The following is a 23184-nucleotide window of genomic DNA, read 5'->3' on the forward strand; positions in this document are numbered from 1 at the left end:
GGCGTTGGTGGGTTCGGCTCTGCGCGCTGCGGGAAACCGGTGCTGCGTGGGCGGGGGCCCGCGGGTCTTGGTGCGCGGGTGGCCGGGGGCGGCCCCGCGGTCGTCGTGCTGGGGGTGGGGAGATGAGCGGGACCGTCGATCCGGTGCTGGGCGCCGTGCTGCGGGACCTCGCGGCCGAGGGGCGTGAGCTGGAAGGGCTGGTCGCGGAGGCCGACTGGGCCGCGCCGACGCCCGCGCCGGGGTGGACGATCGGGCACCAGGTGCGGCACCTGCACTGGACCGACCGGGCCGTGCTGCTCGCGCTGCTCGACCCCGACCAGTTCCGCGCGATGGCCGCCGCGGTCGCCTCGGACGTGACCGGGGCGGTGGAGCGCGGGGCGTGCACGCCGGTCACCCTGGAGGGCTGGCGGGACGGGCGCAGGCGGTTGTCCTCCGCGCTCGCCGGGGCTCGGGGGCGGGTGCCGTGGTTCGGGCCGCCGATGAGCCCCACGACCATGGCTACCGCGCGGGTCATGGAGACCTGGGCGCACGGGCAGGACGTCGCCGACGCGCTCGGGGTGGTGCGCACGCCCACCGCGCGGCTGCGGCACGTCGCGCACATCGGGGTCCGCGCGTTCGGGTTCGCCTTCACCGCCAACGGATTGCCGGTGCCACCGGTGTCGCCGAGGGTCGAGCTGGTCGCGCCGGACGGCGGGCTGTGGACGTGGGGGGACGAGGGCGCCGAGGACCGGATCACCGGGCGGGCGCTGGACTTCTGCCTGCTGGTCACCCGGCGCAGGCACCCGGCGGACCTCGCCGTCCGGGCCACCGGGACCGCAGCGTCGGCCTGGCTGCCGATCGCCCAGGCCTTCGCCGGACCGCCGGGCGCGGGCCGCGCGCCCGGCGGCAACGGCGTGATCAGCGGCGAGACCGGCAGCAGGTGGAGCAGGGACCGCGGCGCGCGGAACGGCCCCGGATTCGGGGGCACCCCCGGCATCGGGGGCGACCGCGGCGCGCGGAACGGCCGCGGTCCGCACGGCTCCGGCGACCGCGATCCCGGCGCCCACGACGGCTTATCGGCCCCCGGCAGCCGCGCTGACCCGGTCGATCGCACTGACCGGGCCGGCGGTGGCCACCGGTGAGCGGGGTCTTACGGGTCGGCAACGCCTCCGGGTTCTACGGGGACCGGTTCTCCGCCCTGCGCGACGTGGTCGTCGGTGGTGGGGTCGACGTGGTCACCGGGGACTACCTCGCCGAGCTCACCATGCTCATCCTCGGCCGCGACCGGCTCAAGGACCCCGCGCTCGGGTACGCCCGCACCTTCCTGCGCCAGCTTGAGGAGTCGCTCGGGCTCGCGCTGGAGCGCGGCGTGAAGATCGTCGCCAACGCCGGTGGCCTCAACCCCTCCGGGCTCGCCGGGCGCATCCGGGAGCTGGGGCTCGGGGCCAAGGTCGCGCACGTCAGCGGGGACGACGTGCGCGAGCGGTTCCCCCGCGCGCTCACCGCCAACGCCTACCTCGGCGCCAGGGGCATCGCCGCCTGCCTGGAGGCCGGGGCGGACGTGGTCGTCACCGGGCGGGTCACCGACGCCTCGCTCGTCGTCGGGCCCGCGATCGCCCGCTTCGGCTGGGGCGTCGACGACCTGGACGCGCTCGCGGGCGCCACCGCCGCCGGGCACGTGCTGGAGTGCGGGACCCAGGCCACCGGCGGGAACCACCCGTTCTTCACCGAGTTCGACGCCACCGCGCCCGGCTTCCCGATCGCCGAGCTGGAGGCGGACGGGTCCGCGCTGATCACCAAGCAGCCGGGCACCGGGGGCGCGGTCACCACCGACACCGTCACCGCCCAGCTGCTCTACGAGATCGGCGACCCCGCCTACCCCGGCCCGGACGTCGTCGCCCACTTCGACACCATCCGCCTCCAGCCGCACCCGAGGGGCGTGCGGCTGACCGGGACGCGGGGCAGCCCGCCACCACCGGACCTCAAGGTGTGCCTGAACTCCCTGGGCGGCTACCGGAACTCCACCACCTTCGTCCTCTGCGGACTGGACGTCGAGCGCAAGGCCGACCTGGTCCGGCGGCAGCTGGAGGGCGCGGTCGGCGCCGAGGGCCTCACCTGGACGCTCGCCCGCACCGACCGGGTCGACGCCGACACCGAGGAGACCGCCTCCGCGCTCCTGCACGCCACCATCAAGACCCCGGACCCCCAGCGCGCCAAGGGCTTCTCCCGCGCCGCCGTCGAACTCGCGCTCGCCTCCTACCCCGGCTTCCACGCCACCTCCCCACCCGGCGGCGGAACCCCCTACGGCGTCTGCGGCTCCGCCTACCTGCCGCGGGAATCCGTGCCGCACCAAGCGTTCCTGCACACCGGGGAGGTGGTCGACGCGTGAGAGCGCCACTCGGGCGGATCGCCGGCGCGCGGTCCGGCGACAAGGGCGGCGACGCCAACATCGGCGTCTGGACCCGCACCGACGCCGCCTACGCCTGGCTCCGCGCGGAGCTGACCACCGCGCGGCTCAAGGAACTCCTGCCCGAGGCGGGTGAGGTCACCCGGTACGAGCTGCCCAACCTGCGGGCGCTCAACTTCGTGCTGCACGGCCTGCTCGGCGAGGGCGTCGCGGCCTCCACCCGGTTCGACCCGCAGGGCAAGGCGCTCGGCGAGTGGCTGCGCGCCCGGCACGTCGACATCCCCGACGAACTCCTCGACGCCCCACCGGAACCAGCACCAGGACCACCAGGAGCGGAGCCGACGCCGTGACCACCCTGACCAGCGCCGTCGACCCGGACTCCGCCGAGCACCGCGCCAACCGCGAGGCGATGCTCGCCCGCCTCGCCGACCTGGAGGCCGAGCACGCCAAGGTCCTCGCGGGCGGCGGTCCCAAGTACGTCGACCGGCACCGGGCGCGCGGCAAGCTCCTGGCCCGCGAGCGGATCGAGCTGCTGCTCGACCTGGACGCCCCGTTCCTGGAGCTGTCCCCGCTCGCCGCCTGGGGCACCGAGCACCCGCTCGGCGCGGGCCTGGTCACCGGCGTCGGCGTCGTCTCCGGCGTCGAGTGCGTCATCACCGCCAACGACGCGACCGTGCGCGGCGGCTCCACCAACCCGTGGTCGCTGCGCAAGTCGTTGCGCGCCAACGACATCGCCGCCCAGAACCGGCTGCCGCTGATCGGCCTGGTCGAGTCGGGCGGGGCGGACCTGACCAGCCAGAGCGAGATCTTCATCCCCGGCGGTCGGGCCTTCCGCGACCTCACCCGGCTCTCCGCCGCCGGAATCCCCACCATCAGCACCGTCTTCGGCAACGCCACGGCGGGCGGCGCGTACGTGCCGGGCCTGTCCGACCACACCATCCTGGTCCGCGACCGCGCCAAGGTCTTCCTCGGCGGCCCGCCGCTGGTCAGGATGGCCACCGGCGAGGTCGCCGACGACGAGTCGCTCGGCGGCGCCGACATGCACGGCTCCACCTCGGGCCTGGCCGACCACGTGGCCCGCGACGAGGTCGACGCCCTGCGCCTGACCCGCCGCGTCGTCGCCCGCCTGAACCGGCGCAAGCTCGGCCGCGCGCCAGGCCCGGTCGACGAGCCGCTGCACGACCCCGAGGACCTGCTCGGCCTGGTGCCCACCGACCTGCGCGTCCCGTTCGACCCGCGCGAGGTGATCGCCCGCCTGGTCGACGGCTCCCGCTTCGACGAGTTCAAGCCCGACTACGGCACGAGCCTGGTCACCGGCTGGGCCGACCTGCACGGCTACCCGGTCGGCGTGCTGGCCAACGCGCGCGGCGTGCTGTTCAGCCAGGAGGCGCAGAAGGCCGCCCAGTTCATCCAGCTCGCCAACACCTCGGCCACCCCGCTGCTGTTCCTGCAGAACACCACCGGCTACATGGTCGGCGCGAGCTACGAGCAGGGCGGCATCGTCAAGCACGGCTCCATGATGATCAACGCGGTGGCGAACAGCCGGGTGCCGCACCTGACCGTCGTCATGGGCGCCTCCTACGGCGCGGGCAACTACGGCATGTGCGGGCGCGCCTACGACCCGAGGTTCCTGTTCTCCTGGCCCAGCGCCAAGTCCGCCGTCATGGGACCGGCGCAGCTCGCCGGGGTGCTGTCGATCGTGGCGCGGCAGGCGGCTGCGGCCAGGGGCGTGCCGTACGACGAGGACGGCGACGCGGCGATGCGGCGCGCGGTGGAGGAGCAGGTGGAGGCGCAGTCGCTCGCGCCGTTCCTGTCCGGGCGGCTCTACGACGACGGCGTGATCGACCCGCGCGACACCCGCACCGTCCTCGGCCTGTGCCTGTCCGCCGCGCACAGCGGCGAGGTCGTGGGCGCGGACCGGTTCGGCGTCTTCCGGATGTGAGGTGCTGATGATCGGCAGACTGCTGGTGGCCAACCGGGGCGAGATCGCCCGCAGGGTGATCCGGGCCTGCCGCGAGGCGGGCGTCTCCCCGGTGGCCGTGCACGCGGACCCGGACGCGGGCGAGCCGCACGTGCGCGAGGCCGACGCCTCGGTGCGGCTGCCCGGCGAGCACCCCGCCGACACCTACCTGCGCGCCGACCTGCTCGTCGCGGCGGCGCTGGCGAGCGGCGCGGACGCGGTGCACCCCGGGTACGGGTTCCTGTCCGAGAACGCCGCCTTCGCCCGAGCGGTCCTCGACGCGGGGCTGACGTGGGTCGGGCCGGACCCCGAGGTGATCGCCGCGATGGGCGACAAGGTCGCGGCCAAGCGCGTCATGCGGGAGGCGGGCGTCCCCGTGCTGCCCGACCTGGACCCGGTCACCGCCGACCGCTTCCCGCTGCTGGTCAAGGCGTCGGCGGGCGGTGGTGGGCGCGGGATGCGGGTGGTGCGCGAGGCCGCGGGGCTGGCCGGGCAGGTCGACGCCGCCCGGCGCGAGGCCGCGTCCGCGTTCGGCGACGGGACGGTGTTCTGCGAGCCGCTGCTGGAGGGCGCGCGGCACGTGGAGGTGCAGGTCCTCGCCGACCGGCGCGGGACGGTGTGGGCGCTGGGGGAGCGGGAGTGCTCGATCCAGCGCCGCCACCAGAAGCTCGTGGAGGAGACGCCCAGCCCGGCGGTCGACGATCGGCTGCGGGCGGAGCTGTGCGCGGCGGCGGTCAGGGCCGCCCGCGCCATCGGCTACACCGGCGCGGGCACCGTCGAGTTCCTGCTCGACGACTCGGGCGCGTTCCACTTCCTGGAGGTCAACACCCGGTTGCAGGTCGAGCACCCGGTGACCGAGCTGACCTGGGGCGTCGACCTGGTGGCCTGGCAGCTCGCGATCGCCGAGGGCGCCCAGCTGCCCGACGCGCCGCCCGCCCCGTCCGGGCACGCGATCGAGGTCAGGCTGTGCGCGGAGGACCCGGAGCGGGAGTGGCGACCGTCGCACGGGGTGGTGCGGCGGTTCCACGTGCCCGGCGACGTGCGGGTCGACAGCGGCGTGGAGGCGGGCAGCGCCGTGGGCGTGCGCTACGACCCGCTGCTCGCCAAGGTGATCGCGCACGGGCCCACCCGCGCCGCCGCCGTGCGCAAGCTCGCCGCCGCGCTGGAGCGGGCCGAGCTGCACGGCGTCACCACCAACCGGGACCTGCTCGTGGCGGTGCTGCGGCACCCGGCGTTCGGCCGGGGCGACACGCACACCGGGTTCCTGGAGCAGCACCGCGCCGACCTGCTCGGCGCGCGGCCGGTCGACGTGCGGCACGCCGCGCTGGCCGCCGCGCTCGCCCGATCCGCCCACCGCGCCCGCGCGCTGCCCGCCGGGTGGCGCAACCTGCCGTCCCAACCGGTGCGGGTCGCCTTCGAGCACCGGGGCGAGCGGGTCGAGGTCGACTACCTGCGCACCCGCGACGGGATCACCACGGGCCTGGACGTGGAGGTCGTCGCGGCCTGGCCGGACGTGGTGCGGCTGCGCCGCGGCGGCGTCGAGACGGCCTGGCCGGTCACCCACTACCCGCCGCCCGACCCGTCCGGCGAGCCCGGCCCCGGCGACCGGGTGGAGGTCGGCCCGGTCACGCTCACCCCGCTGCCCCGGCACCCCGCCCCCGAACGCCGCACGCCCAGGGGGACCACCACCGCGCCCATGCCCGGCGTGGTCGTGCGCGTCGAGGTGGCGGAGGGCGCGACCGTCGCCGAGGGCGAGCTGCTGCTGGTGCTGGAGGCCATGAAGGTCGAGCACCGGGTGCGCGCCGAGCTGGCGGGCGTGGTCACCGCCGTGCCCGTCGCCGAGGGGCGGTCGGTCGCCGAGGGCGACGTGCTCGTGGTGCTCGAACCCGCCGGACCGGCCGTAACCGCTGGCTCTGCCACGCCCGCCGACCCCGCCACGCCCGCCGACCCCGCCACGCCCGCCGACCCAGCGACCCCCGCCGACCCAGCGACCCCCGCCGACCCCGAGGAGCAGCAGTGACCGCGTTCACCGAGTCCGCCGAGCGCGCCGACCTGCGCGCCGCCGTCGCCGCGTTCGCCTCCCGCTACGGCGAGCGGTACTTCCTCGACAAGGCCCGCTCCGGCGGCAAGACCCACGAGCTGTGGGCCGAGGCCGGGAAGCTCGGCTACCTCGGCGTCGCCGTGCCCGAGGAGCACGGCGGCGGGGGCGGCGGCATCGGCGACCTGGCCGCCGTGTGCGAGGAGCTGGCCGCCGCCGGGTGCCCGATGCTGCTGCTCGTGGTGTCCCCGGCCATCTGCGCCACCGTCATCACCCGGTTCGGCACCGAGGCCCAGAAGGCCCGCTGGCTGCCCGGCTTCGCCGACGGCGCCACGAAGATGGCCTTCGCCATCACCGAACCCGAGGCGGGCTCCAACGCGCACCGCCTGACCACCACCATCCGCCGCGACGGCGACGACTGGCTGCTCACCGGCAGCAAGCACTACATCTCCGCCGTCGACGAGGCCGACGCCGTGCTCGTCGTCGCCCGCCACGTCGACGCCTCCGGGCAGCGCCTGGCGCCGTCGCTGGTGGTCGTGCCCACCGACGCGCCCGGCTTCACCCGGCACGAGATCGGGATGGAGCTGGTCTCGCCGGAGAAGCAGTTCACCTGCTTCTTCGACGAGGTCCGCCTCCCCGCCGACGCCCTCGTCGGCGACCCGTCCGCGGGGCTGGACCAGCTGTTCGCCGGCCTCAACCCGGAGCGGATCATGGCCGCCTCCTACGCGACCGGCGTCGCCCGCCGCGCCATCGCCAAGGCCGCCGACTACGCCCGCACCCGCACCGTCTGGGACGTCCCCATCGGCGCGCACCAGGGACTGGCCCACCCGCTCGCCCAGGTGGCGGTGCAGGTGGAGCTGGCCAGGCTGATGACCCAGAAGGCCGCGGCGCTCTACGACGCCGGGCGGGACCGGGAGGCGGGTGAATCGGCGAACATGGCCAAGTACGCGGCGGGTGAGGCGGTCGCCGCGGCGGTGGACCAGGCCATCCAGGTGCACGGGGGCAACGGGTTGTCCACCGAGCACGGACTGGGCGCCCTGCTCACCGCGTCCCGGTTGTCCCGAATCGCGCCGGTCAGCCGGGAAATGATCCTGAACTTCGTGGCGCAGCACACGCTCCGGTTGCCGCGCTCCTATTGACCGAGTTGCGTTTGCCAGGTGCAGATTGGTGTGGAACTGCTCACGCCCATTCCCAGCGCAAGCCCACCACTCCCGGACCGAAGTCCACCGCCACCGCGTAGGCATAGCCCCACGCGTCGACCGGAGTTTCCCGCACTTCGGCGGGTTCGACGTCGGTCAAACCGGACGTGAATTGTTCGCACCGCGCGGGGCGGCAGCGCGAGTCGTAGCGGACCTCCAGCACGTACTCCTTGACCGTGTGCCGGAACCGCCGGGTGTGCGTGTTGTCGAACGTGGGGTGGTGCGGGGCCACGTAGATCAGCTCGTACTCCACGGCGGTGCGCTCGCCGCGCCGCAGCGGCCGGTCGAACAGCAGCTCCGCGATCATCAGCCCGTTGCGCGGATCGGTGGCCACCCGGCCCAGCGAGCAGCCCCGCAGCGTGCCGATGACCGGCAGCGGGTCGCCCGGAAGGCGGGTGTCGTAGCCGAGCAGGACCCGGTCCACGCCACCGCGCTCGGCCCGCAGGACCTGCCGCGACCGCACCCGGCGGGTGCTGCCGTCCATGGCCAGTTCGACCTGGTCGCGCAGGCTCAACCGGGTCAGGTCGTGGTCGGAGCTGGTGTCCACGTCGGCCAGCAGCTCGGCCATCGGCTCGGACGCGGACGCGTCCGCCACCCAGCCCAGCGGGCTGGACGCGGGCACCGGCCTCGGCCGCGCCTTGCCCCTGGGTCGGGGCGGGCCCAGCAGGGACCGCAGGGCGCCCTCGCCGAGGTCGAGGATCTCCTCCAGGTGCGCCAGGGCGGTCAGCGAGTCCGGCCGCTCCGGTCTGCGCCGACCGGACTGCCAGTAGCTCAGCGCCGCGATGCTCACGGTGCTGCCCCGGCCGCGCAGCCGGTGCTGGATGCGTTCCAGGCTCAGCCCTTTGGCGCGGATAGCCGTCCGCAATGCGCAGGCGAACGGGTCGCCGCCCCCGCCGATCCTGCCGGGATCACCCACCGGTGATTCCCGGCCGACGACTTGCGCAGACATCTCCACTCCCGTGCTCGCGCGAACAAGACAAGGCGAGTGACGGTATCGTGCTAAAACGTCCGATCGGTACAGCCGATCGGGTTTCCCGGTGTGAATTGAACCGTATCGGTCGGGCAAATAGCACGCGCCGCGGACGTTTGAATTCTCATTAACAGAGGCCGTGTGAAGGCCCTGTTCCACTCCGCCCGCAGCACTGCCGCTGGGGCGTCCGGCCGCTTCCCGACCAGGGGAAACACACCTACTGTCGGTGACGCGGGGTGATCGGACGCACACCCCGCGCGGTCGGTCGGGCTCCACCCCTCAAGCCGCACGCGGGGTCCGTTCCGCCGCCTCCCTGCGAACGACAGGACCACCTGCCATGCGCAAGAACACCCTCGCCGCCGGTGTGGCGGCGGTCACTGTCGGGTCGGCGCCTGCCGCCCCACCCGCACGGGCGGCCCCCACCGGGGCCGTGCTCGCCGAGGGCTCGGCGCTCCCCGTGCCCGGAAGCTGCGTCGTGCAGCTCAGGCCCCCCTGGCTCTCGGCCCTGGACGTCACCGCATCCGCAGGCTCGCCGCCGACCCGGCGGTCGCGCTCGTGGAGCAGGACCAGCGGTTCACCGCCACCACCACCCGGAGCGACGCGATCGAGAACGACAACGTCGCCCTGGACGGGAACGGCAGCGGCACGTACGCCGCCGCGGTCACGGTCGGCGCGACCACCCGCACCGACGCCCGCGCCTCGTTCTCCCACTGCGGCGCCGTCCTCGACCTGTTCGCGCCCGGCGCCCAACCGCCTCCTGCACTGCCCGCCCGCCCTCTGACCCCCACCCCCTGCCCCCATCGAGGTGAACCCCATGTCGCGCAACCACGTCCCCCTGCTCACCGCCGCGCTAGCGGTCGTCGCGCTCGCCACGCCCGCGTCGGCCGAGGAGGGCCGGGTGCTGTCCGCCGCGTCCCCCGACGCGATCCCCGGCAGCTTCCTGGTCCAGCTCAAGCCCACCGCCTCCGCCGCCGACTTCGACGGCTCCGGCGTCCGCGCCCCCGGCGTGCGGGCCGAGCGCGTCCTCGAAGGCGCGTTCCACGGCTTCACCGCCCGCCTCACCGACCGGCAGGCCAGACGCCTGGCCGCGCACCCCGACGTCGAGCTCGTCGAGCAGGACCAGGTCGTCCGGCCGTACGCGGTCCAGACCAACCCGCCGTGGCACCTTGACCGGCTCGACCAGGTCGCCCTGCCGCTGAACGCCCAGTACGGCTACACCACCACCGGCCAGGGCACCCGCGCCTACGTCGTGGACACCGGCGTGCGGATCACCCACCAGCAGTTCGGCGGCCGGATCTGCGCGGGCTGGGACGTGGTCGAGAACGACGAGATCGGCCAGGACCTCAACGGCCACGGCACGCACGTCGCCGGGCTCATCGCGGGCAGCACCCACGGCGTCGCCAAGAGCGCCAGCATCTGCCCGGTGCGGGTGTTCGACGCCAACGGCTCCGGCACCACCGCCGGGGTCGTGCAGGCGGTCAACTGGATCCGGCTCAACGCGGTCAAGCCCGCCACCGCCAACTTCAGCCTCGGCGGGGCCGCCTCCACCGCGCTCGACACCGCCGTCCAGGCCCTGATCACCTCGGGCGTCACCGCCTCGGTCACCGCCGGTGGCAGCAACGGCGACGCCGCGAACCACTCGCCCGCCCGCGTGGCCGCCGCCATCACCTCCGGCGCGACCACGAACACCGACGCCCGCGCCCCGTACTCCAACTACGGCTCGATCGTGGACGTCTACGCGCCCGGCCAGTCGATCACCTCGGCCTGGCACACCAGCGACACCGCGACCAACACCCTCAGCGGCACGTCCATGTCCACCGCCCAGGTGACCGGCGTGGCCAACCGCTACCTGCACGCCAACCCGACCGCCACGCCCGCCCAGGTGCACGGGGCGATCGTCTCCTGGGCGACGCCCCAGCCGTGGGGCGGAAAGCTGCTCCACTGGCCGCCGCAACTCTGACCGATAGGGGGGTGGACAGCCGTTGCCCAGGATCGCGCAACGGCTGTTCACCACCCGTTAGCAGATGGCTCGGCATATGAGAAAGAGCAGGTCAAAGCACTTATTAACCCCCCGACAACTGGCAATCTTTCACTCTTCCGGGCGGCCCCACTTTCTTCCTAGAGTCGATAACCGTAAGCGAGGGCAAGGTGGCACTGCGTGACAACCGGTCCCTGCAAAGCACCGGTTCGTCGTGTGGTTCCACCCATTCGAGAAACGGACACCGCATGTTGGAGTCTCGACACCACCGGTACCTGGCCGGCGTCGGAACCGCCGCACTGCTCATGGGCGTCATGGCCACCCCGGCCGGCGCCGCCACCGGTGAGATCCTCTCGGCCGACGCCGAGAAGAAGGTCCAGAACAGCTTCATCGTGAAGCTGAAGGACGGCTACACCGCCGCCTCCTCCACCGAGGCCGTCACCGCCAAGCTGACCTCCCGCTTCGGCGGCCAGGTGAAGCACACCTACAGCAGCATCAACGGCTTCGCCGTGTCGCTGTCCGAGTCCGCCGCCAAGCGGCTCGCCGCCGACCCGTCGGTCGAGTACGTCGAGCAGGACCAGGTCTTCAGCATCCAGGCGACGCAGACCAACCCGCCGTCGTGGGGCCTGGACCGCATCGACCAGCGGAACCTGCCGCTGAACTCCTCGTACAGCTACACCTCCACCGGCTCCGGCGTGCGCGCCTACGTCATCGACACCGGTGTCCGCATCGCCCACAACGCCTTCGGCGGCACCGCCGTCAACGGCTACGACGCGGTCGACGGCGACAACGTCGCCCAGGACGGCAACGGCCACGGCACGCACGTCGCGGCCACCGTGTCCAGCGCCTCCTACGGCGTCTCCAAGGCCGCCCAGATCGTCGCGGTCCGCGTGCTCGACAACGCGGGCTCCGGCACCACCGCCGGCGTCGTCGCGGGCATCAACTGGGTGACCAACAATCACGTCAAGCCCGCTGTCGCCAACATGAGCCTCGGCGGCGGCGCGTCCACCTCGCTGGACAACGCCGTGGCCAGCTCCATCAGCGCGGGCGTCACCTACGCGGTCGCGGCGGGCAACAGCAACGCCAACGCCTCGTCCTACTCGCCCGCCCGCGTGGCCTCGGCGCTGACCGTCGGCGCGACCACCAGCACCGACGCCCGCGCGTCGTACTCCAACTACGGGGCCGTCGTGGACATCTTCGCGCCGGGCAGCTCCATCACCTCGGCGTGGAGCACCTCCAACACCGCGACCAACTCCATCTCCGGCACCTCGATGGCGTCCCCGCACGTCGCGGGCGCGGCGGCGCGCTACCTGTCGACCACCCCGTCGGCGACCCCCGCGCAGGTGGCGACCTACCTGACCGGCCAGGCGACCACGGGCAAGGTCACCAGCCCCGGCACCGGTTCGCCGAACCGCCTGCTGTACCTGGCCCCGACCGCCTGACGTCGGACCGACCGCTCGACCGCTCGCACCGAGGCCGTCCCCGAACGGGGGCGGCCTCGGCCGCGTCCGGTGGCCGCGCCGATGTCAAGGGGGATGTGGTTCGCGCCGACGTCCGCCGATGACTAGCCTTGGCGACCACAGGAAACGCGATCTACCACGAGGAGAGCAGTACCCGTGATGCGCACGCACGAGGCCGGGACGCTCCGCGCCGAGCACGCCGGGCAGTCCGTCACCCTGACCGGGTGGGTGGCCCGCAGGCGCGATCACGGCGGCGTGATCTTCATCGACTTCCGCGACGCCTCCGGTGTCGCCCAGGTGGTCTTCCGCGAGGGCGAGATGGCCGAGCGCGCCCACCGGCTGCGCTCGGAGTTCGTGCTCAAGGTCGTCGGCGAGGTCTCCCGCCGCCCCGAGGGCAGCGAGAACCCCGACCTGCCGACCGGCGCGATCGAGGTCTACGCCTCCGAGTTCGAGGTCCTCAACGAGTCGGCCCCGCTGCCGTTCCAGCTCGACGAGCACCTGGAGGTCGGCGAGGAGGCCCGCCTCAGGCACCGCTACCTGGACCTGCGCCGCTCCGGCCCGGCCAAGGCCATGCGGCTGCGCAGCGAGGCCAACCGGATCGCCCGCGAGGTGCTGCACTCGGAGAGGTTCGTCGAGGTCGAGACCCCGACCCTGACCCGCTCCACCCCCGAGGGCGCCCGCGACTTCCTGGTGCCCGCGCGGCTGCGCCCCGGCTCCTGGTACGCGCTGCCGCAGTCGCCCCAGCTGTTCAAGCAGCTGCTCATGGTCGGCGGCCTGGAGCGGTACTACCAGATCGCCCGCTGCTACCGGGACGAGGACTTCCGCGCCGACCGGCAGCCGGAGTTCACCCAGCTCGACATCGAGATGAGCTTCGTCGAGCAGGACGACGTCATCGCCCTCGGCGAGAAGATCATCACCGCGCTGTGGAAGGAGCTGGGCGACCACGACGTCGCGCAGCCGTTCCGCCGCATCTCGTACGCCGAGGCGATGGCCAAGTACGGCTCGGACAAGCCGGACCTGCGCTTCGGCCTCGAGCTCACCGAGCTGACCGAGTACTTCAAGGACACCCCCTTCCGGGTGTTCCAGGCCCCGTACGTGGGCGCGGTCGTCATGCCCGGCGGCGCCTCCCAGCCGCGCCGCACGCTCGACGCCTGGCAGGAGTGGGCCAAGCAGCGCGGCGCGAAGGGCCTGGCGTACGTGCTGGTCGGCGAGGACGGCACGCTCGGCGGCCCGGTCGCCAAGAACCTCACCGACGCCGAGCGCGACGGGCTCGCCAAGGCCGTGGGCGCGAACCCCGGCGACTGCGTGTTCTTCGGCGCGGGCGACGTGGACGGCGCGCGCGCCCTGCTCGGCGCGGCCCGCGTGGAGATCGCGAACCGGGTCGGCCTGATCGAGGAGGGCTCCTGGTCCTTCGTGTGGGTCGTGGACTTCCCGATGTTCGAGGCCGTCGACAAGATCGGCGACGACGTCGCGGTCGGCAGCGGCAAGTGGACCGCGCTGCACCACGCGTTCACCTCGCCCACCCCGGAGTGGGTCGACAACTTCGAGACCGACCCCGGCAACGCGCTGGCGTACGCCTACGACATCGTCTGCAACGGCAACGAGATCGGCGGCGGCTCGATCCGTATCCACCGCGCCGACGTGCAGCAGCGGGCGTTCGACGTGATGGGCATCGGCGCGGAGGAGGCGCAGGAGAAGTTCGGCTTCCTGCTCGACGCCTTCAAGTTCGGCGCCCCGCCGCACGGCGGCATCGCGTTCGGCTGGGACCGCATCACCATGCTGCTGTCCGGGGTCGACTCGATCCGCGAGGTCATCGCCTTCCCGAAGAGCGGCGGCGGCTACGACCCGCTGACCGCCGCGCCCGCGCCGATCACGCCGCAGCAGCGCAAGGAGGCGGGCGTCGACGCGAAGCCCGCCGCGCCCAAGCAGGCCTGATCGCGGGACCGGGACGACCGCCGGAGCGCCACCCCCTCGCCGGGGGTGGCGCTTCGCGCGTTCCAGGGGCTCGCCCCTTCCGGGGGGCGCGCGTTCCGGGGGCCGCGCGTTCCGACGGGCTGACAGAACCTGCCGGGTGTCACCTGTCACGTCCCGCCGTCGGTCGTGCGCCCAGCGTTCGGACACCCGGCGGATCCGCCGCGCGCCCGTCCCGGCACCCCGCGGAACCGTTGCGGGAACCGGGGTGCGCCGCGTCGCGTGTGGTCACCGGGGTGCGCGCTGCGTGCGGGACCGGTTGCGGTGCGTGCCTTCCCCCGCCCGGCGACCCCACAATCCCGCCCGGGCTCTGGGAACCGGGGCCCAGGAGGTGGCACCGCGTTCGGGATTCCGTTATCAACGAGTGGTGGCCCCCGTGCGGGACGCGCACTACCGTCACGGTGCCCGAACGTGTTTTGTCACATCGTCGGCACTGCGCTCAGCAGGGGTAGGGTCGGAGGGGATGAGCGTGGAGACCACCGCTAGCCCTGTGGACGTCGAACCTGGACTGCTCGACGCGGTCCGCGCTGCGGAGACCGTGCTCAGCAGTCGCTTCGGCGCCCGCGTCACGCTCGCCGACCCCGAGAACCTCGGTGGCGCGGGCCGGTCCACCGTGGCCAGGGTCAGGGTCGCGTCCACTCCCTTCTCGCTGCCGCGCACCCTCGTGGTGAAGCGGTACCCCGAGCAGGTGGCCGATCGCGACCCGTTCGCGCACGAGGCCGCCAGCCACAAGCTGCTCACCGCGCTGCCCGCCGAGGAGCGGGCCACTCCGGAGCTGTTCGCGCAGGACACGCGCAAGCGCCTGGTGGTGCTGGAGGACCTGGGCAAGGCCCCGCGCCTGGCCGAGAAGCTGCTGGGCTCCGACGCGCGCGTCGCCGAGCGCGGCCTGCTGTCCTGGGCGCACGCCATGGGCAGGCTGCACGCCACCACGGCGGGCCGCGACGCCGACTTCGACGCGCTCATGCGCAGGCAGGGCAGCCAGTGCTGCGCCGACCCGGTCGCGGTCGACCTGCACGTCGCCCTGGCCGGGCTGCCGGACCTGCTGCGCGAGGTGCTGGGCGTGGACACGCCGACGTCCGTGCTGGAGTTCGCCGACCACGCGGTGCGCGGCTTCGGCACCTCGCGGCACCGCGCGTTCAGCCCGTCCACGTCCTGCCCGGACAACCACCTGGTCACCGGGCGCGGCGTGCGGTTCCTGGACTTCGAGGGCGGGTGCGTGCGCGACATCGTGTTCGACGCCGCCTGCCTGCGCGTGCCGTTCCCGTCCTGCTGGTGCGCCTACGGCCTGCCTCCCGGCATGTCCGAGGCGATGCTGGCGGCGTGGCGGGCCGAGGTGTCCTCGGTGTGGCCGGACCTGGACGACGACGACGTGTTCCTGCCCAGGCTGCTGGAGGCGCAGCTGCTGTGGCTGTGGCTGGGCACCTGGCGCGGGCTTCCCTCGCTGGAGGGCCAGGGCCAGAACGGGCACGGCAAGCGGCTGGACGTGCCGCCGCGCATCCAGATCCTCACCTCCCGGTGGGTCCGGCTGCGCACCGAGGCGCTGGGGCTCGGGGTGAAGCACGTGGCGGCGTTCGCGGAGGAGCTCGTGGACGCGCTGGTCGCGCGGCACGGGAGTTCGGCGCTGGAACTGGCGCTGTACCCCGCGTTCCGCTGACCGCGGGGCCGGTTCTTCCCACCGCACCTGGAAAATAGCGAAGCGGTGGCCGCGTCTCCCGAACACGACCACCGCTCCTAGCGGAGAAAGCCCTTTCCCTCCAACGGTTCTTGACCGATGAAGTGGCGTCGCCCCCGGTGTGGTTCGCCGCGGTCCCTGCGAAAGCCCGCGCGCTCCGGCCACCGGGGCCGACGCCGTTGCCGCCACCACCGCTGTCCCGTCTCCCGTCAGGACAGGGGTGATCACTCACAACCTAAGACGCGCCAACCCCTACCCGAGGTTGCTCGGCGTTCCCGACTTTCTTCCCGTTCCCCCGGAAGACCCAGTTGCGCAGCAGCAGGAACCGGGCGACGGTCGCCAGCAGGTTGCCGCCCACCACCGCGACCAGCTCCGCGTGCCCACCCGGATCGGCCACCCCGTGCGCCAGCGCCAGCGCGCCGCCGGTGAACGCCAGCCCCAGCGCGAACACCAGCAGCCCCTCCAGCTGGTGCCGCCCCGCGCCCCGCTTGCCGCGCACGCCGAACGTGAAGCGGCGGTTCACCGAGGTGTTCGCGACCGCCGTCACCAGCAGCGCCACCAGGTTCGCCCACTGCGCGCCGACCCCGTCCCGCAGCAGCGCGAACAGCAGCAGGTACGCCAGCGTGCTCGCCACCCCCACGACCGCGAACCGCACCAGCTGCCGCAGCAACCCCGGCGGCGCCCCCGGAGTCGCGGGCTCCAGCGGCGCGCGGCCGAGCTGGGCGCTCAGCTGCGCGATCGGCAGCCCGCCGCTCAGCAGGCCCTTGCCGAGCCTGGCCACGCCCCGCAGGTCGGCCAGCGCGGTCGCGACGATGTCGACGCTGCTGTCCGGGTCGTCCACCCAGTCCACCGGCACCTCGTGGATGCGCGCGCCCGCCCGCTCGGCCAGCACCAGCAGCTCGGTGTCGAAGAACCAGCCGGTGTCCTGGACGTGCGGCAGGATGCGACGCGCCACGTCCGCCCGGATCGCCTTGAACCCGCACTGCGCGTCGGTGAACCCGGCGGACAGCGAGGCCCGCAGGACCAGGTTGTAGCAGCGGGAGACGAACTCGCGCTTCGGGCCGCGCACCACGCGGGCCCCGCGCGCCAGCCTGCTGCCGATGGCGACGTCCGAGTGGCCGGAGATCAGCGGCGCGACCAGCGGGGGGAGCGCGGCCAGGTCCGTGGACAGGTCCACGTCCAGGTACGCCAGCACCTGCGCGTCCGAGGCCAGCCAGACCGCGTTCAGCGCCCGGCCCCGGCCTTTCTGCGGCAGGTGCACGGCCACCACGTTCCCGAACTCCAGCGCCAACCGGTCCGCGACCTGCGCGGTGGTGTCGGTGCTGGCGTTGTCGGCGATCGTGATGCGGAAGCTGTGCGGGAACCGTGCGGTCAGGTTGGCGTGCAGCACGCGCACCGAGGAGGCGAGGGCGCGCTCCTCGTTGTAGACCGGGACGACCACGTCGAGCACGGTCGTCCGGGTGCGCGCGAGCGGCGCGGGTGGGGTCGGGGGCGGTGTCGGGAGGGTCATGGGGCCACTGTCGGGCCCGTGGCTGGGCGGCGGGTTGGTCACCGCTGTGCCCGCGCTGTGAGGTCGTAGACGGTGGCGCCGTCGACGGTGGCGGCGGTGAAGTTCTCGGCGACCCACTCGCCGATGCGGTGCGCGTCGTCGCTGCCGGACTCGCCCCGCATCATCTGCGCGGCGATCAGGTAGTGCACCCGGCCGTCCGCCACGTGCTGCTGGAACCGCTCCAGGGTGGGGGCCGGGTCGGTGCCGTTGAAACCGCCCAGCGCCATCACCGGGACGCCCGCGGCGAGCTGGTAGCCGGCGGCGTTGTTGGAGCCGATGACGGCGGCGGGCCAGTCGTAGCTCGCGGCGTCCTCCTGGAGCAGCGCGGTCAGCCCTGCGCCGGGCGTGGGCGCGTTGAGCAGGCCGCCCATGCCACCGCCGCCGCCCATGCCCGCGCCGCCCTGCCGGGCGCCCCCGTCGCCCCGGCCCGCGCCGTCCACGCCTGCGCTCTGCCCGCCGGTCGTGCCCTGCCGGGTGGCCCTGCCGCCGTCGCCCTGGCCGCCCCCACCCGGTCCGCCACCGCCGGGCATCCCGCCCATCCCCGCGCCCGCCGGTCCCGCCGAGGGGATCGCGCCCGAGTGCGGGGTCGCGGCCGTGGCGACCGAGTACGCGCCCGGCCCGAGCAGCACCGCGACCAGCGCCACCGGCACCACCACGACCACCGGGGCGACGCGCGGCAGGAACAGCCCGATCGCCGCGACGAGCCCCAGCACCAGCACGGCGATCGCCAGCGGCGAGGACCAGTCGAGCAGCAGCAGGTAGCACTGCAGCGCGGTCACCGCGACCGCCCCGGACAGCGCGGCGGCGGCCACCGGGTCCTCGCGCCGACGCCACAGCGCCACCGCGCCCGTGCCGACCAGCCCGCCGATCGCCGGGGCCAGCGCGACCGTGTAGTACGCGTGGATGATGCCGTTCATGAAGCTGAACACCCCGCCGGTGACCAGCAGCCAGCCGCCCCACAGCCCCAGCCCGACCCGGTCGCCGCGGGTCCCGGCCCACCAGCCCGCGATCAGCAGGATGACGGCGGTCGGCAGCAGCCAGGCGATCTGACCGCCCATCTCCGACCCGAGCAGCCGGGCCCACCCGGTGCCGCCCCACCCGCCGCCCGCGCCGCCGCCGACGCTGCCGACCTCGTCGCCGGTGAGCCTGCCCAGCCCGTTGTAGCCGAGCGCCAGCTCCAGCACGCTGTTCCCCTGCGACCCGCCGATGTACGGCCGCTCGGACGCGGGCACCAGCTCCACGGCCAGCACCCACCAGCCGCCCGCCACCACCACGGCGCCGAGCGCGCCGGTCAGGTGCAGCGCCTTGCGGCCCCACGTGGTCGGGGCGGCCAGCAGGTACACCAGGCCGAGCGCGGGGAGCACCAGGAACGCCTGGAGCATCTTGGCCAGGAACCCGAGCCCCACCGCGACGCCCGCCAGCGCCAGCCACCGCCAGCTCGCCGACTCGGTGGCGCGCACCGCGCAGTAGGCGGCGGCGACCAGCGTGAGCACGAGCAGCGCGTCCGGGTTGTTGAACCGGAACATGAGCACCGCGACCGGCGTGAGCGCCAGCACCGCGCCCGCGAGGAGCCCGGCCGCCTCGCCGCTGGTGCGCTTGACCGTCGCGTGCAGCAGCCACACGCTGCCGACGCCCATCAACGCCTGCGGGACCAGGACCGCCCACGCGTTCACCCCGAACAGGCGCGCGGACAGGCCCATGAACCACAGGCTCGCCGGGGTCTTGTCGACGGTGATCGCGTTGGAGGCGTCGGACGACCCGAAGAACCAGGCCTTCCAGCTCGTGGCCCCGGCCTGGGCGGCGGCGGAGTAGTAGGCGTTGGCCCACCCGGAGTCGCCGAGCCGGTAGAGGTAGAGGACCGCTGTGCCCAGGAGGAGCACCAGGAGCGGGAGGTGTGGCCTGATCGCGGCCCGCGTGCTGCGCATGGTCCGAGCTTGTCGGCGCGGACTGAGCGGGTCTTGTGCGAACCCTGTGCTGCGGCTGTGCGGCCCGGCAGGCGAGCTGGCCCGGTCAGCTCGCGGGCAGCGACACCGTGAACCGGGTCGCGCCCGGCCTGCTGTCCACCCGGACCGAGCCGCCGTGCGCGGACACCACGGCCGCCACGATCGACAGGCCGAGGCCCGTGCTGCCCGCCGCGCGCGAGCGCGAGCTGTCGCCGCGCGCGAACCGCTCGAACACCTCCGGCTGCAGCGCCTCCGGGATGCCGGGGCCGTCGTCGGCGACCACCAGGTCGACCCAGCCCGCGCGTCCGGGGTTCAGCACCGTCGTCACCGTCGTGCCCGGCGGGGTGTGCGCCCTGGCGTTGGACAGCAGGTTCGCCAGCACCTGGCGCACCCGGTCCGCGTCACCGCGCACGGTCACCGCCTCCGGGGGCAGCGCCAGCCGCCAGTCGTGCTCGCGGCCCGCGATGCGCGCGTCGCTGACGCTGTCCACGACCAGCCGCGACAGGTCCACCTCGCCCAGCTCCAGCGGACGGCCCGCGTCCAACCTGGCCAGCAGCAGCAGGTCCTCCACCAGCGACGTCATCCGCACCGCCTCGGACTCCACCCGGCCCATCGCGTGCGCGATCTCCGGCGACACCACCTCCCGGCTGCGCCTGGTCAGCTCCGCGTAGCCCCGGATCGCGGCCAGCGGCGTGCGCAGCTCGTGCGAGGCGTCCGCGACGAACTGCCGCACCCGCGTCTCGCTCGCGTGCCGCGCCGACAGCGCCTCCCCGACGTGCCCGAGCATCCGGTTCAGCGCCAGCCCGACCTGCCCGACCTCGGTGTCCGGCGTCGCATCGGCGGCGGGCACCCGCTCGGCCAGCGCCACCTCGCCCTCGTGCAGCGGCAGCTCGGCCACCCGGCCCGCCGTGGCGGCGACCCGTTCGAGGGGCTCCAGGGTGCGCCGGATGATCAGCGCGCCCGCCAGGCCGACGGTGATCAGACCGCCCAGCGCCACCCCGCCCAGGATCAGGCCCATCCGCAGGACGGTGCTGCTCACCTCGGACAGCGGCAGCCCGGTCACCACGGTCCCGGTGCGGAACTGCGCGGAGACCACCCGGTAGCCGCCCAGCGCGCCCAGCTCCACGGTCCGGGGCCTGCCGTCGGCGGGCACGGACGAGAGCGTGGTGAGCGTCGCCTGGTCGGCGATCGTCTCCAGGGTGCCCGCGGTGTCCACCCGGTTGGCCTCGACGGTCCCGCCCAGGGTCTCGAACACCAGCGTGCCGGGGCCGAAGCCCGGCCCGTTGAGCACGTGCTCGCCGCTGCGCGACGGGGGGTCCGCCATGAACATCGGGTCGTCGCGGCCCGGCCCGAAACCGGCCCGGCCCGCGGTCTGGGTGAGCTGCTGGTCGAGGCGCTGCACCAGGAAGTCCCGCAGCGCGAACCCGGTCACCACCCCGATGATCACGCACACCAGGGACAGCAGGACGACCTGCTCGGCGATCAGCCTGGCGCGCAGCGGCCAGCGGGCCGGGGTGCGCCAGCGGGTGTCACGGGGCCGGCTTGAGGACATAGCCCGCGCCCCGCATCGTGTGGATCATCGGCGCGCGCCCGACGTCGATCTTCTTGCGCAGGTACGAGATGTACAGCTCCACGATGTTCGCCTGCCCCCCGAAGTCGTAGCTCCACACCCGGTCCAGGATCTGCGCCTTGCTCAGCACCCGCTTGGGGTTGCGCATCAGGAACCGCAGCAGCTCGAACTCGGTCGCGGTCAGCTCCACCTGGTCGTCGCCGCGCCGCACCTCGCGGGTCTCCTCGTCCAGCACCAGGTCGCCGACCACCAGCTCGGTGCCCGCGCCCGACTCCGTCACGCCCGTGCGGCGCAGCAGCGCGCGCAACCGCAGCACGACCTCCTCCAGGCTGAACGGCTTCGTCACGTAGTCGTCGCCGCCCGCCGTCAACCCGGCGATGCGGTCCTCGACGGCGTCCTTCGCCGTCAGGAACAGCACCGGCAGCGTCGGGGCCTCGGTGCGCATCCGGCGCAGCACCTCCAGGCCGTCGAAGTCGGGCAGCATGACGTCCAGCACCACCGCGTCGGGGCGGAACTCGCGGGCCACCCGCACGGCGGACGTGCCGTCCAGCGCGGTGCGCACCTCCCACTTCTCCATCCGCAGGGCCATCGTCATGAGCTCGGCCAACGTGGACTCGTCGTCGACGACCAGCACCCGCACGGGGCTGCCGTCGGGGCGGCGGAGTTCGGGGGAGCTGTTCCCTGGTGTCACTGGGCGCACCCTCCGATCATCGGCGGCCCGCTTGAGGCGCTCCTGTGACGATCCTGTGTAGCAGCTGTGCGGCCGTTCCGCCCGCGTGGAGCAACGTCGCCGCGGGTGGTCGGGGGCGTGGGACTCACCCGTCCGGGGTCGCTCTTCAGACGCACAGGCGGCACCCACAGCGCGCACAGCTCGCGCACAGGCGCAGCCGACACCTTTGCCGCCATGACGACCAACACCGAGAACCCGACCTGGGGCGAGGAGCCGCAGCCGGGCCAGACCCCCGCCGGTCCGCCGTGGACCGGGCGCAAGACCCTCGCGGCCGTCGCGATCGCCGTGGGCATCGCCGCCGTGGGCGGGGGCGTCATCTACGCGGCGAGCGGGAGCGAGTCGTCGGGGCAGAACGCCATGGGCGGCCGGGGGATGGGGATGCCGGGGATGGTGGGCGACGGCGGCGGCCTGACCTCCGCGTCCCCGTTCGGGGACAGCGAGCACGGGGAGTTCCAGGTCGGCGAGGTCACCGAGGTGGGGGACGGGAGCATCTCGGTCACGAGCGCGGACGGGTACGCGAAGACCTACGTGGTGGACGCGGACACGGTGGTCCGGGTGCTGTCGCTCGGGGCGGGGTCGCGGAACCAGGGTGGGGGCGGCTCGGGGCTGAGCGACCTCGCGGCGGGGGACAGCGTGACCGTGGTGTTCACGACCGGGAGCGACGGGAGGTCGACGGCGGACGCGATCACGGAGAGGGGCGAGCAGAGCGGGTTCCCCGGTGGGCAGGACGGCGGGCAGGGGCAGTTCCCCGGCGGGCAGGACGGCGGCGGCGGGCAGGACGGCAGCGGGCAGGACGGCGGGCAGAACGGGCAGCAGGGCAACGGGCAGCAGGGCAACGGGCAGGGCGGCAACGGGCAGGGCATGACCCCGCCCTCGCGCTAGCCGGACCCCGGTCCGGGAGCGCACCGCCACCGGCCGCGCCCACGGCCGGGCGGGGTGCCCGATGGGGCCGGGCACCCTGGCCGGCCGGCGCCGCGCCGCGCGGGTGTCGCCGGTCGGCTGGTTCTCCGCTCGCGCGCTGCCCGGTCCCGCCGCTGGTCACGGGCCTGCGGCCCGCTCCGCGTGGCCGCCCGCGCGACGGGCGGCCCTCGCGCGGGCGCGGTAGAACTGGCGGATGCCCCGTCTGGTGATCCCGGCGCTCCTGGCCTGCCTGGTCGTGCTGGGCGTAGCGGTTCCCGCGCTTGCGTCCGCGCACGCCGAGCTGGTCTCCAGCGACCCGGCCTCGGGCGCCGTGCTGACCGCCGCGCCCGACCGGATCACGCTCGTGTTCAGCGAACCCGTGTCCGCCGAGAGCGCGGAGGTGGGCGTCACCGGCCAGGACGGCAAGGCGTGGCAGCCGCGTTCCGTGCGGGTCAACGGCAACTCGCTCGTGGTCCAGCTCGACCCGGCCACCGCCCGCACCGGCGTCACCACCGCGTCCTGGCGCGTGCGCTCCGAGGACGGCCACGACGCCACCGGGAAGGTCGCCTTCCGCCTGGACCTCGGCGACGACGGCCAGACCGGCGCGGGCGAGCCCAACAGCCCCGGCGAGCAGCAGTCCGCCGCCCCGACCCTGTTCTCGACCGGCGAGAGCCCGACCATCGGCAGCACGGTCGACAACCGGGCGGGCAACGAGAACGAGGACATGCCCGCCTGGCTGTGGATCGGGGTGGGGGCGGTGATCGTGCTCGGGTTCGCGCTGGTCGCGGTGCTGCGAGGCCGCGACGACAACCAGGCGAAACCCCGCAAGCGCGGGTGAACGCGAGCCGGGCGGGCCGC

The 23184-nt window shown here is 74.2% G+C and carries 16 protein-coding genes and 1 pseudogene; 11 read left to right on the top strand and 6 right to left on the bottom strand.

The features are described from left to right. The first annotated feature begins 122 nt into the window (after window positions 1-122). The 5 genes and pseudogenes from AMIR_RS08590 to AMIR_RS08615 all read left to right on the top strand — a co-directional run bounded on the left by AMIR_RS08590 (window position 123) and on the right by AMIR_RS08615 (window position 7523). Window positions 123-1121, top strand: a complete 999-nt coding sequence (locus AMIR_RS08590) for a TIGR03084 family metal-binding protein (protein ID WP_015800548.1) — start codon at window positions 123-125, stop codon at window positions 1119-1121. Continuing rightward, window positions 1118-2736 (top strand): annotated as a pseudogene (locus AMIR_RS08595) (acyclic terpene utilization AtuA family protein). The gene AMIR_RS08590 and the pseudogene AMIR_RS08595 overlap by 4 nt, the downstream one beginning before the upstream one ends. Then, the gene (locus AMIR_RS08605) at window positions 2733-4328 is read left to right on the top strand and encodes an acyl-CoA carboxylase subunit beta (protein ID WP_015800549.1); all 1596 of its coding nucleotides are present in this window, start codon (window positions 2733-2735) and stop codon (window positions 4326-4328) included. Before AMIR_RS08595 ends, AMIR_RS08605 begins: the two are co-directional and overlap by 4 nt. A 7-nt stretch (window positions 4329-4335) precedes the next feature. Further along, window positions 4336-6366, top strand: coding sequence for an ATP-binding protein (locus AMIR_RS08610; RefSeq protein ID WP_015800550.1), 2031 nt, complete (start codon window positions 4336-4338; stop codon window positions 6364-6366). After that, entirely contained in the window at window positions 6363-7523 is a 1161-nt protein-coding gene (locus AMIR_RS08615; RefSeq protein ID WP_015800551.1) for an acyl-CoA dehydrogenase family protein, read from the top strand. The genes AMIR_RS08610 and AMIR_RS08615 overlap by 4 nt, the downstream gene beginning before the upstream one ends. A 40-nt stretch (window positions 7524-7563) precedes the next feature. Here the strand turns inward: AMIR_RS08615 and AMIR_RS08620 are convergent, their stop codons facing one another. Both AMIR_RS08620 and AMIR_RS38885 read right to left on the bottom strand, forming a co-directional pair. Beyond that, a complete protein-coding gene (locus AMIR_RS08620) occupies window positions 7564-8532 on the bottom strand; it encodes a hypothetical protein (protein WP_015800552.1) in 969 nt (322 codons plus the stop codon). Window positions 8533-9065: 533 nt separating this feature from the next. Then, the gene (locus AMIR_RS38885) at window positions 9066-9341 is read right to left on the bottom strand and encodes a hypothetical protein (RefSeq protein WP_143760677.1); all 276 of its coding nucleotides are present in this window, start codon (window positions 9339-9341) and stop codon (window positions 9066-9068) included. Window positions 9342-9367: 26 nt separating this feature from the next. Here AMIR_RS38885 and AMIR_RS08625 point away from each other — a divergent pair, with 26 nt between their 5' ends. The 4 genes from AMIR_RS08625 to AMIR_RS08640 all read left to right on the top strand — a co-directional run bounded on the left by AMIR_RS08625 (window position 9368) and on the right by AMIR_RS08640 (window position 15616). Next, window positions 9368-10513 (top strand): S8 family peptidase, encoded by a 1146-nt coding sequence (locus AMIR_RS08625; protein ID WP_015800554.1) that lies wholly within the window; start codon window positions 9368-9370, stop codon window positions 10511-10513. A 266-nt stretch (window positions 10514-10779) separates the two neighbouring features. Further along, window positions 10780-11973, top strand: coding sequence for a S8 family peptidase (locus AMIR_RS08630; RefSeq protein ID WP_015800555.1), 1194 nt, complete (start codon window positions 10780-10782; stop codon window positions 11971-11973). Window positions 11974-12147: 174 nt separating this feature from the next. Continuing rightward, complete coding sequence (gene aspS, locus AMIR_RS08635) at window positions 12148-13926, top strand: aspartate--tRNA ligase (protein ID WP_015800556.1); 1779 nt, start codon at window positions 12148-12150, stop codon at window positions 13924-13926. Window positions 13927-14431: 505 nt separating this feature from the next. Next, window positions 14432-15616, top strand: a complete 1185-nt coding sequence (locus AMIR_RS08640; protein ID WP_015800557.1) for a hypothetical protein — start codon at window positions 14432-14434, stop codon at window positions 15614-15616. 253 nt (window positions 15617-15869) lie between these two features. Here the strand turns inward: AMIR_RS08640 and AMIR_RS08645 are convergent, their stop codons facing one another. From AMIR_RS08645 to AMIR_RS08660, 4 genes are all read right to left on the bottom strand, one after another. After that, window positions 15870-17144, bottom strand: a complete 1275-nt coding sequence (locus tag AMIR_RS08645; RefSeq protein ID WP_015800558.1) for a bifunctional glycosyltransferase family 2/GtrA family protein — start codon at window positions 17142-17144, stop codon at window positions 15870-15872. A gap of 38 nt (window positions 17145-17182) precedes the next feature. Beyond that, window positions 17183-19108, bottom strand: a complete 1926-nt coding sequence (locus tag AMIR_RS08650; RefSeq protein ID WP_015800559.1) for an ArnT family glycosyltransferase — start codon at window positions 19106-19108, stop codon at window positions 17183-17185. An 85-nt stretch (window positions 19109-19193) separates the two neighbouring features. Then, window positions 19194-20678: a sensor histidine kinase gene (locus tag AMIR_RS08655; protein WP_015800560.1), complete on the bottom strand. Its 1485-nt coding sequence runs from the start codon at window positions 20676-20678 to the stop codon at window positions 19194-19196. Then, on the bottom strand, window positions 20656-21387 hold the full coding sequence (locus AMIR_RS08660; protein WP_015800561.1) for a response regulator transcription factor: 732 nt from the start codon (window positions 21385-21387) through the stop codon (window positions 20656-20658). Before AMIR_RS08660 ends, AMIR_RS08655 begins: the two co-directional genes overlap by 23 nt. Window positions 21388-21600: 213 nt before the next feature. Between AMIR_RS08660 and AMIR_RS08665 the strand changes: the two genes are divergently transcribed. Beyond that, the gene (locus AMIR_RS08665; RefSeq protein ID WP_015800562.1) at window positions 21601-22308 is read left to right on the top strand and encodes a hypothetical protein; all 708 of its coding nucleotides are present in this window, start codon (window positions 21601-21603) and stop codon (window positions 22306-22308) included. Between the two features lie 232 nt (window positions 22309-22540). After that, the gene (locus AMIR_RS08670) at window positions 22541-23164 is read left to right on the top strand and encodes a copper resistance CopC family protein (RefSeq protein ID WP_015800563.1); all 624 of its coding nucleotides are present in this window, start codon (window positions 22541-22543) and stop codon (window positions 23162-23164) included. The last annotated feature ends 20 nt before the right edge of the window (window positions 23165-23184 follow it).

It is taken from the genome of Actinosynnema mirum DSM 43827, assembly GCF_000023245.1.
GTDB classification, from domain to species: Bacteria; Actinomycetota; Actinomycetes; order Mycobacteriales; family Pseudonocardiaceae; genus Actinosynnema; species Actinosynnema mirum.

Bases quoted from the DNA above. Each gene is read 5' to 3' on its own strand.
- AMIR_RS08650 (WP_015800559.1), bottom strand. From the start codon at position 19,108: ATGCGCAGCACGCGGGCCGCGATCAGGCCACACCTCCCGCTCCTGGTG.
- AMIR_RS08625 (WP_015800554.1), top strand. From the start codon at position 9,368: ATGTCGCGCAACCACGTCCCCCTGCTCACCGCCGCGCTAGCGGTCGTC.
- AMIR_RS08630 (WP_015800555.1), top strand. From the start codon at position 10,780: ATGTTGGAGTCTCGACACCACCGGTACCTGGCCGGCGTCGGAACCGCC.
- AMIR_RS08665 (WP_015800562.1), top strand. From the start codon at position 21,601: ATGACGACCAACACCGAGAACCCGACCTGGGGCGAGGAGCCGCAGCCG.
- AMIR_RS08645 (WP_015800558.1), bottom strand. From the start codon at position 17,144: ATGACCCTCCCGACACCGCCCCCGACCCCACCCGCGCCGCTCGCGCGC.
- AMIR_RS08670 (WP_015800563.1), top strand. From the start codon at position 22,541: ATGCCCCGTCTGGTGATCCCGGCGCTCCTGGCCTGCCTGGTCGTGCTG.
- AMIR_RS08620 (WP_015800552.1), bottom strand. From the start codon at position 8,532: ATGTCTGCGCAAGTCGTCGGCCGGGAATCACCGGTGGGTGATCCCGGC.
- AMIR_RS08610 (WP_015800550.1), top strand. From the start codon at position 4,336: ATGATCGGCAGACTGCTGGTGGCCAACCGGGGCGAGATCGCCCGCAGG.
- AMIR_RS08590 (WP_015800548.1), top strand. From the start codon at position 123: ATGAGCGGGACCGTCGATCCGGTGCTGGGCGCCGTGCTGCGGGACCTC.
- AMIR_RS08655 (WP_015800560.1), bottom strand. From the start codon at position 20,678: ATGTCCTCAAGCCGGCCCCGTGACACCCGCTGGCGCACCCCGGCCCGC.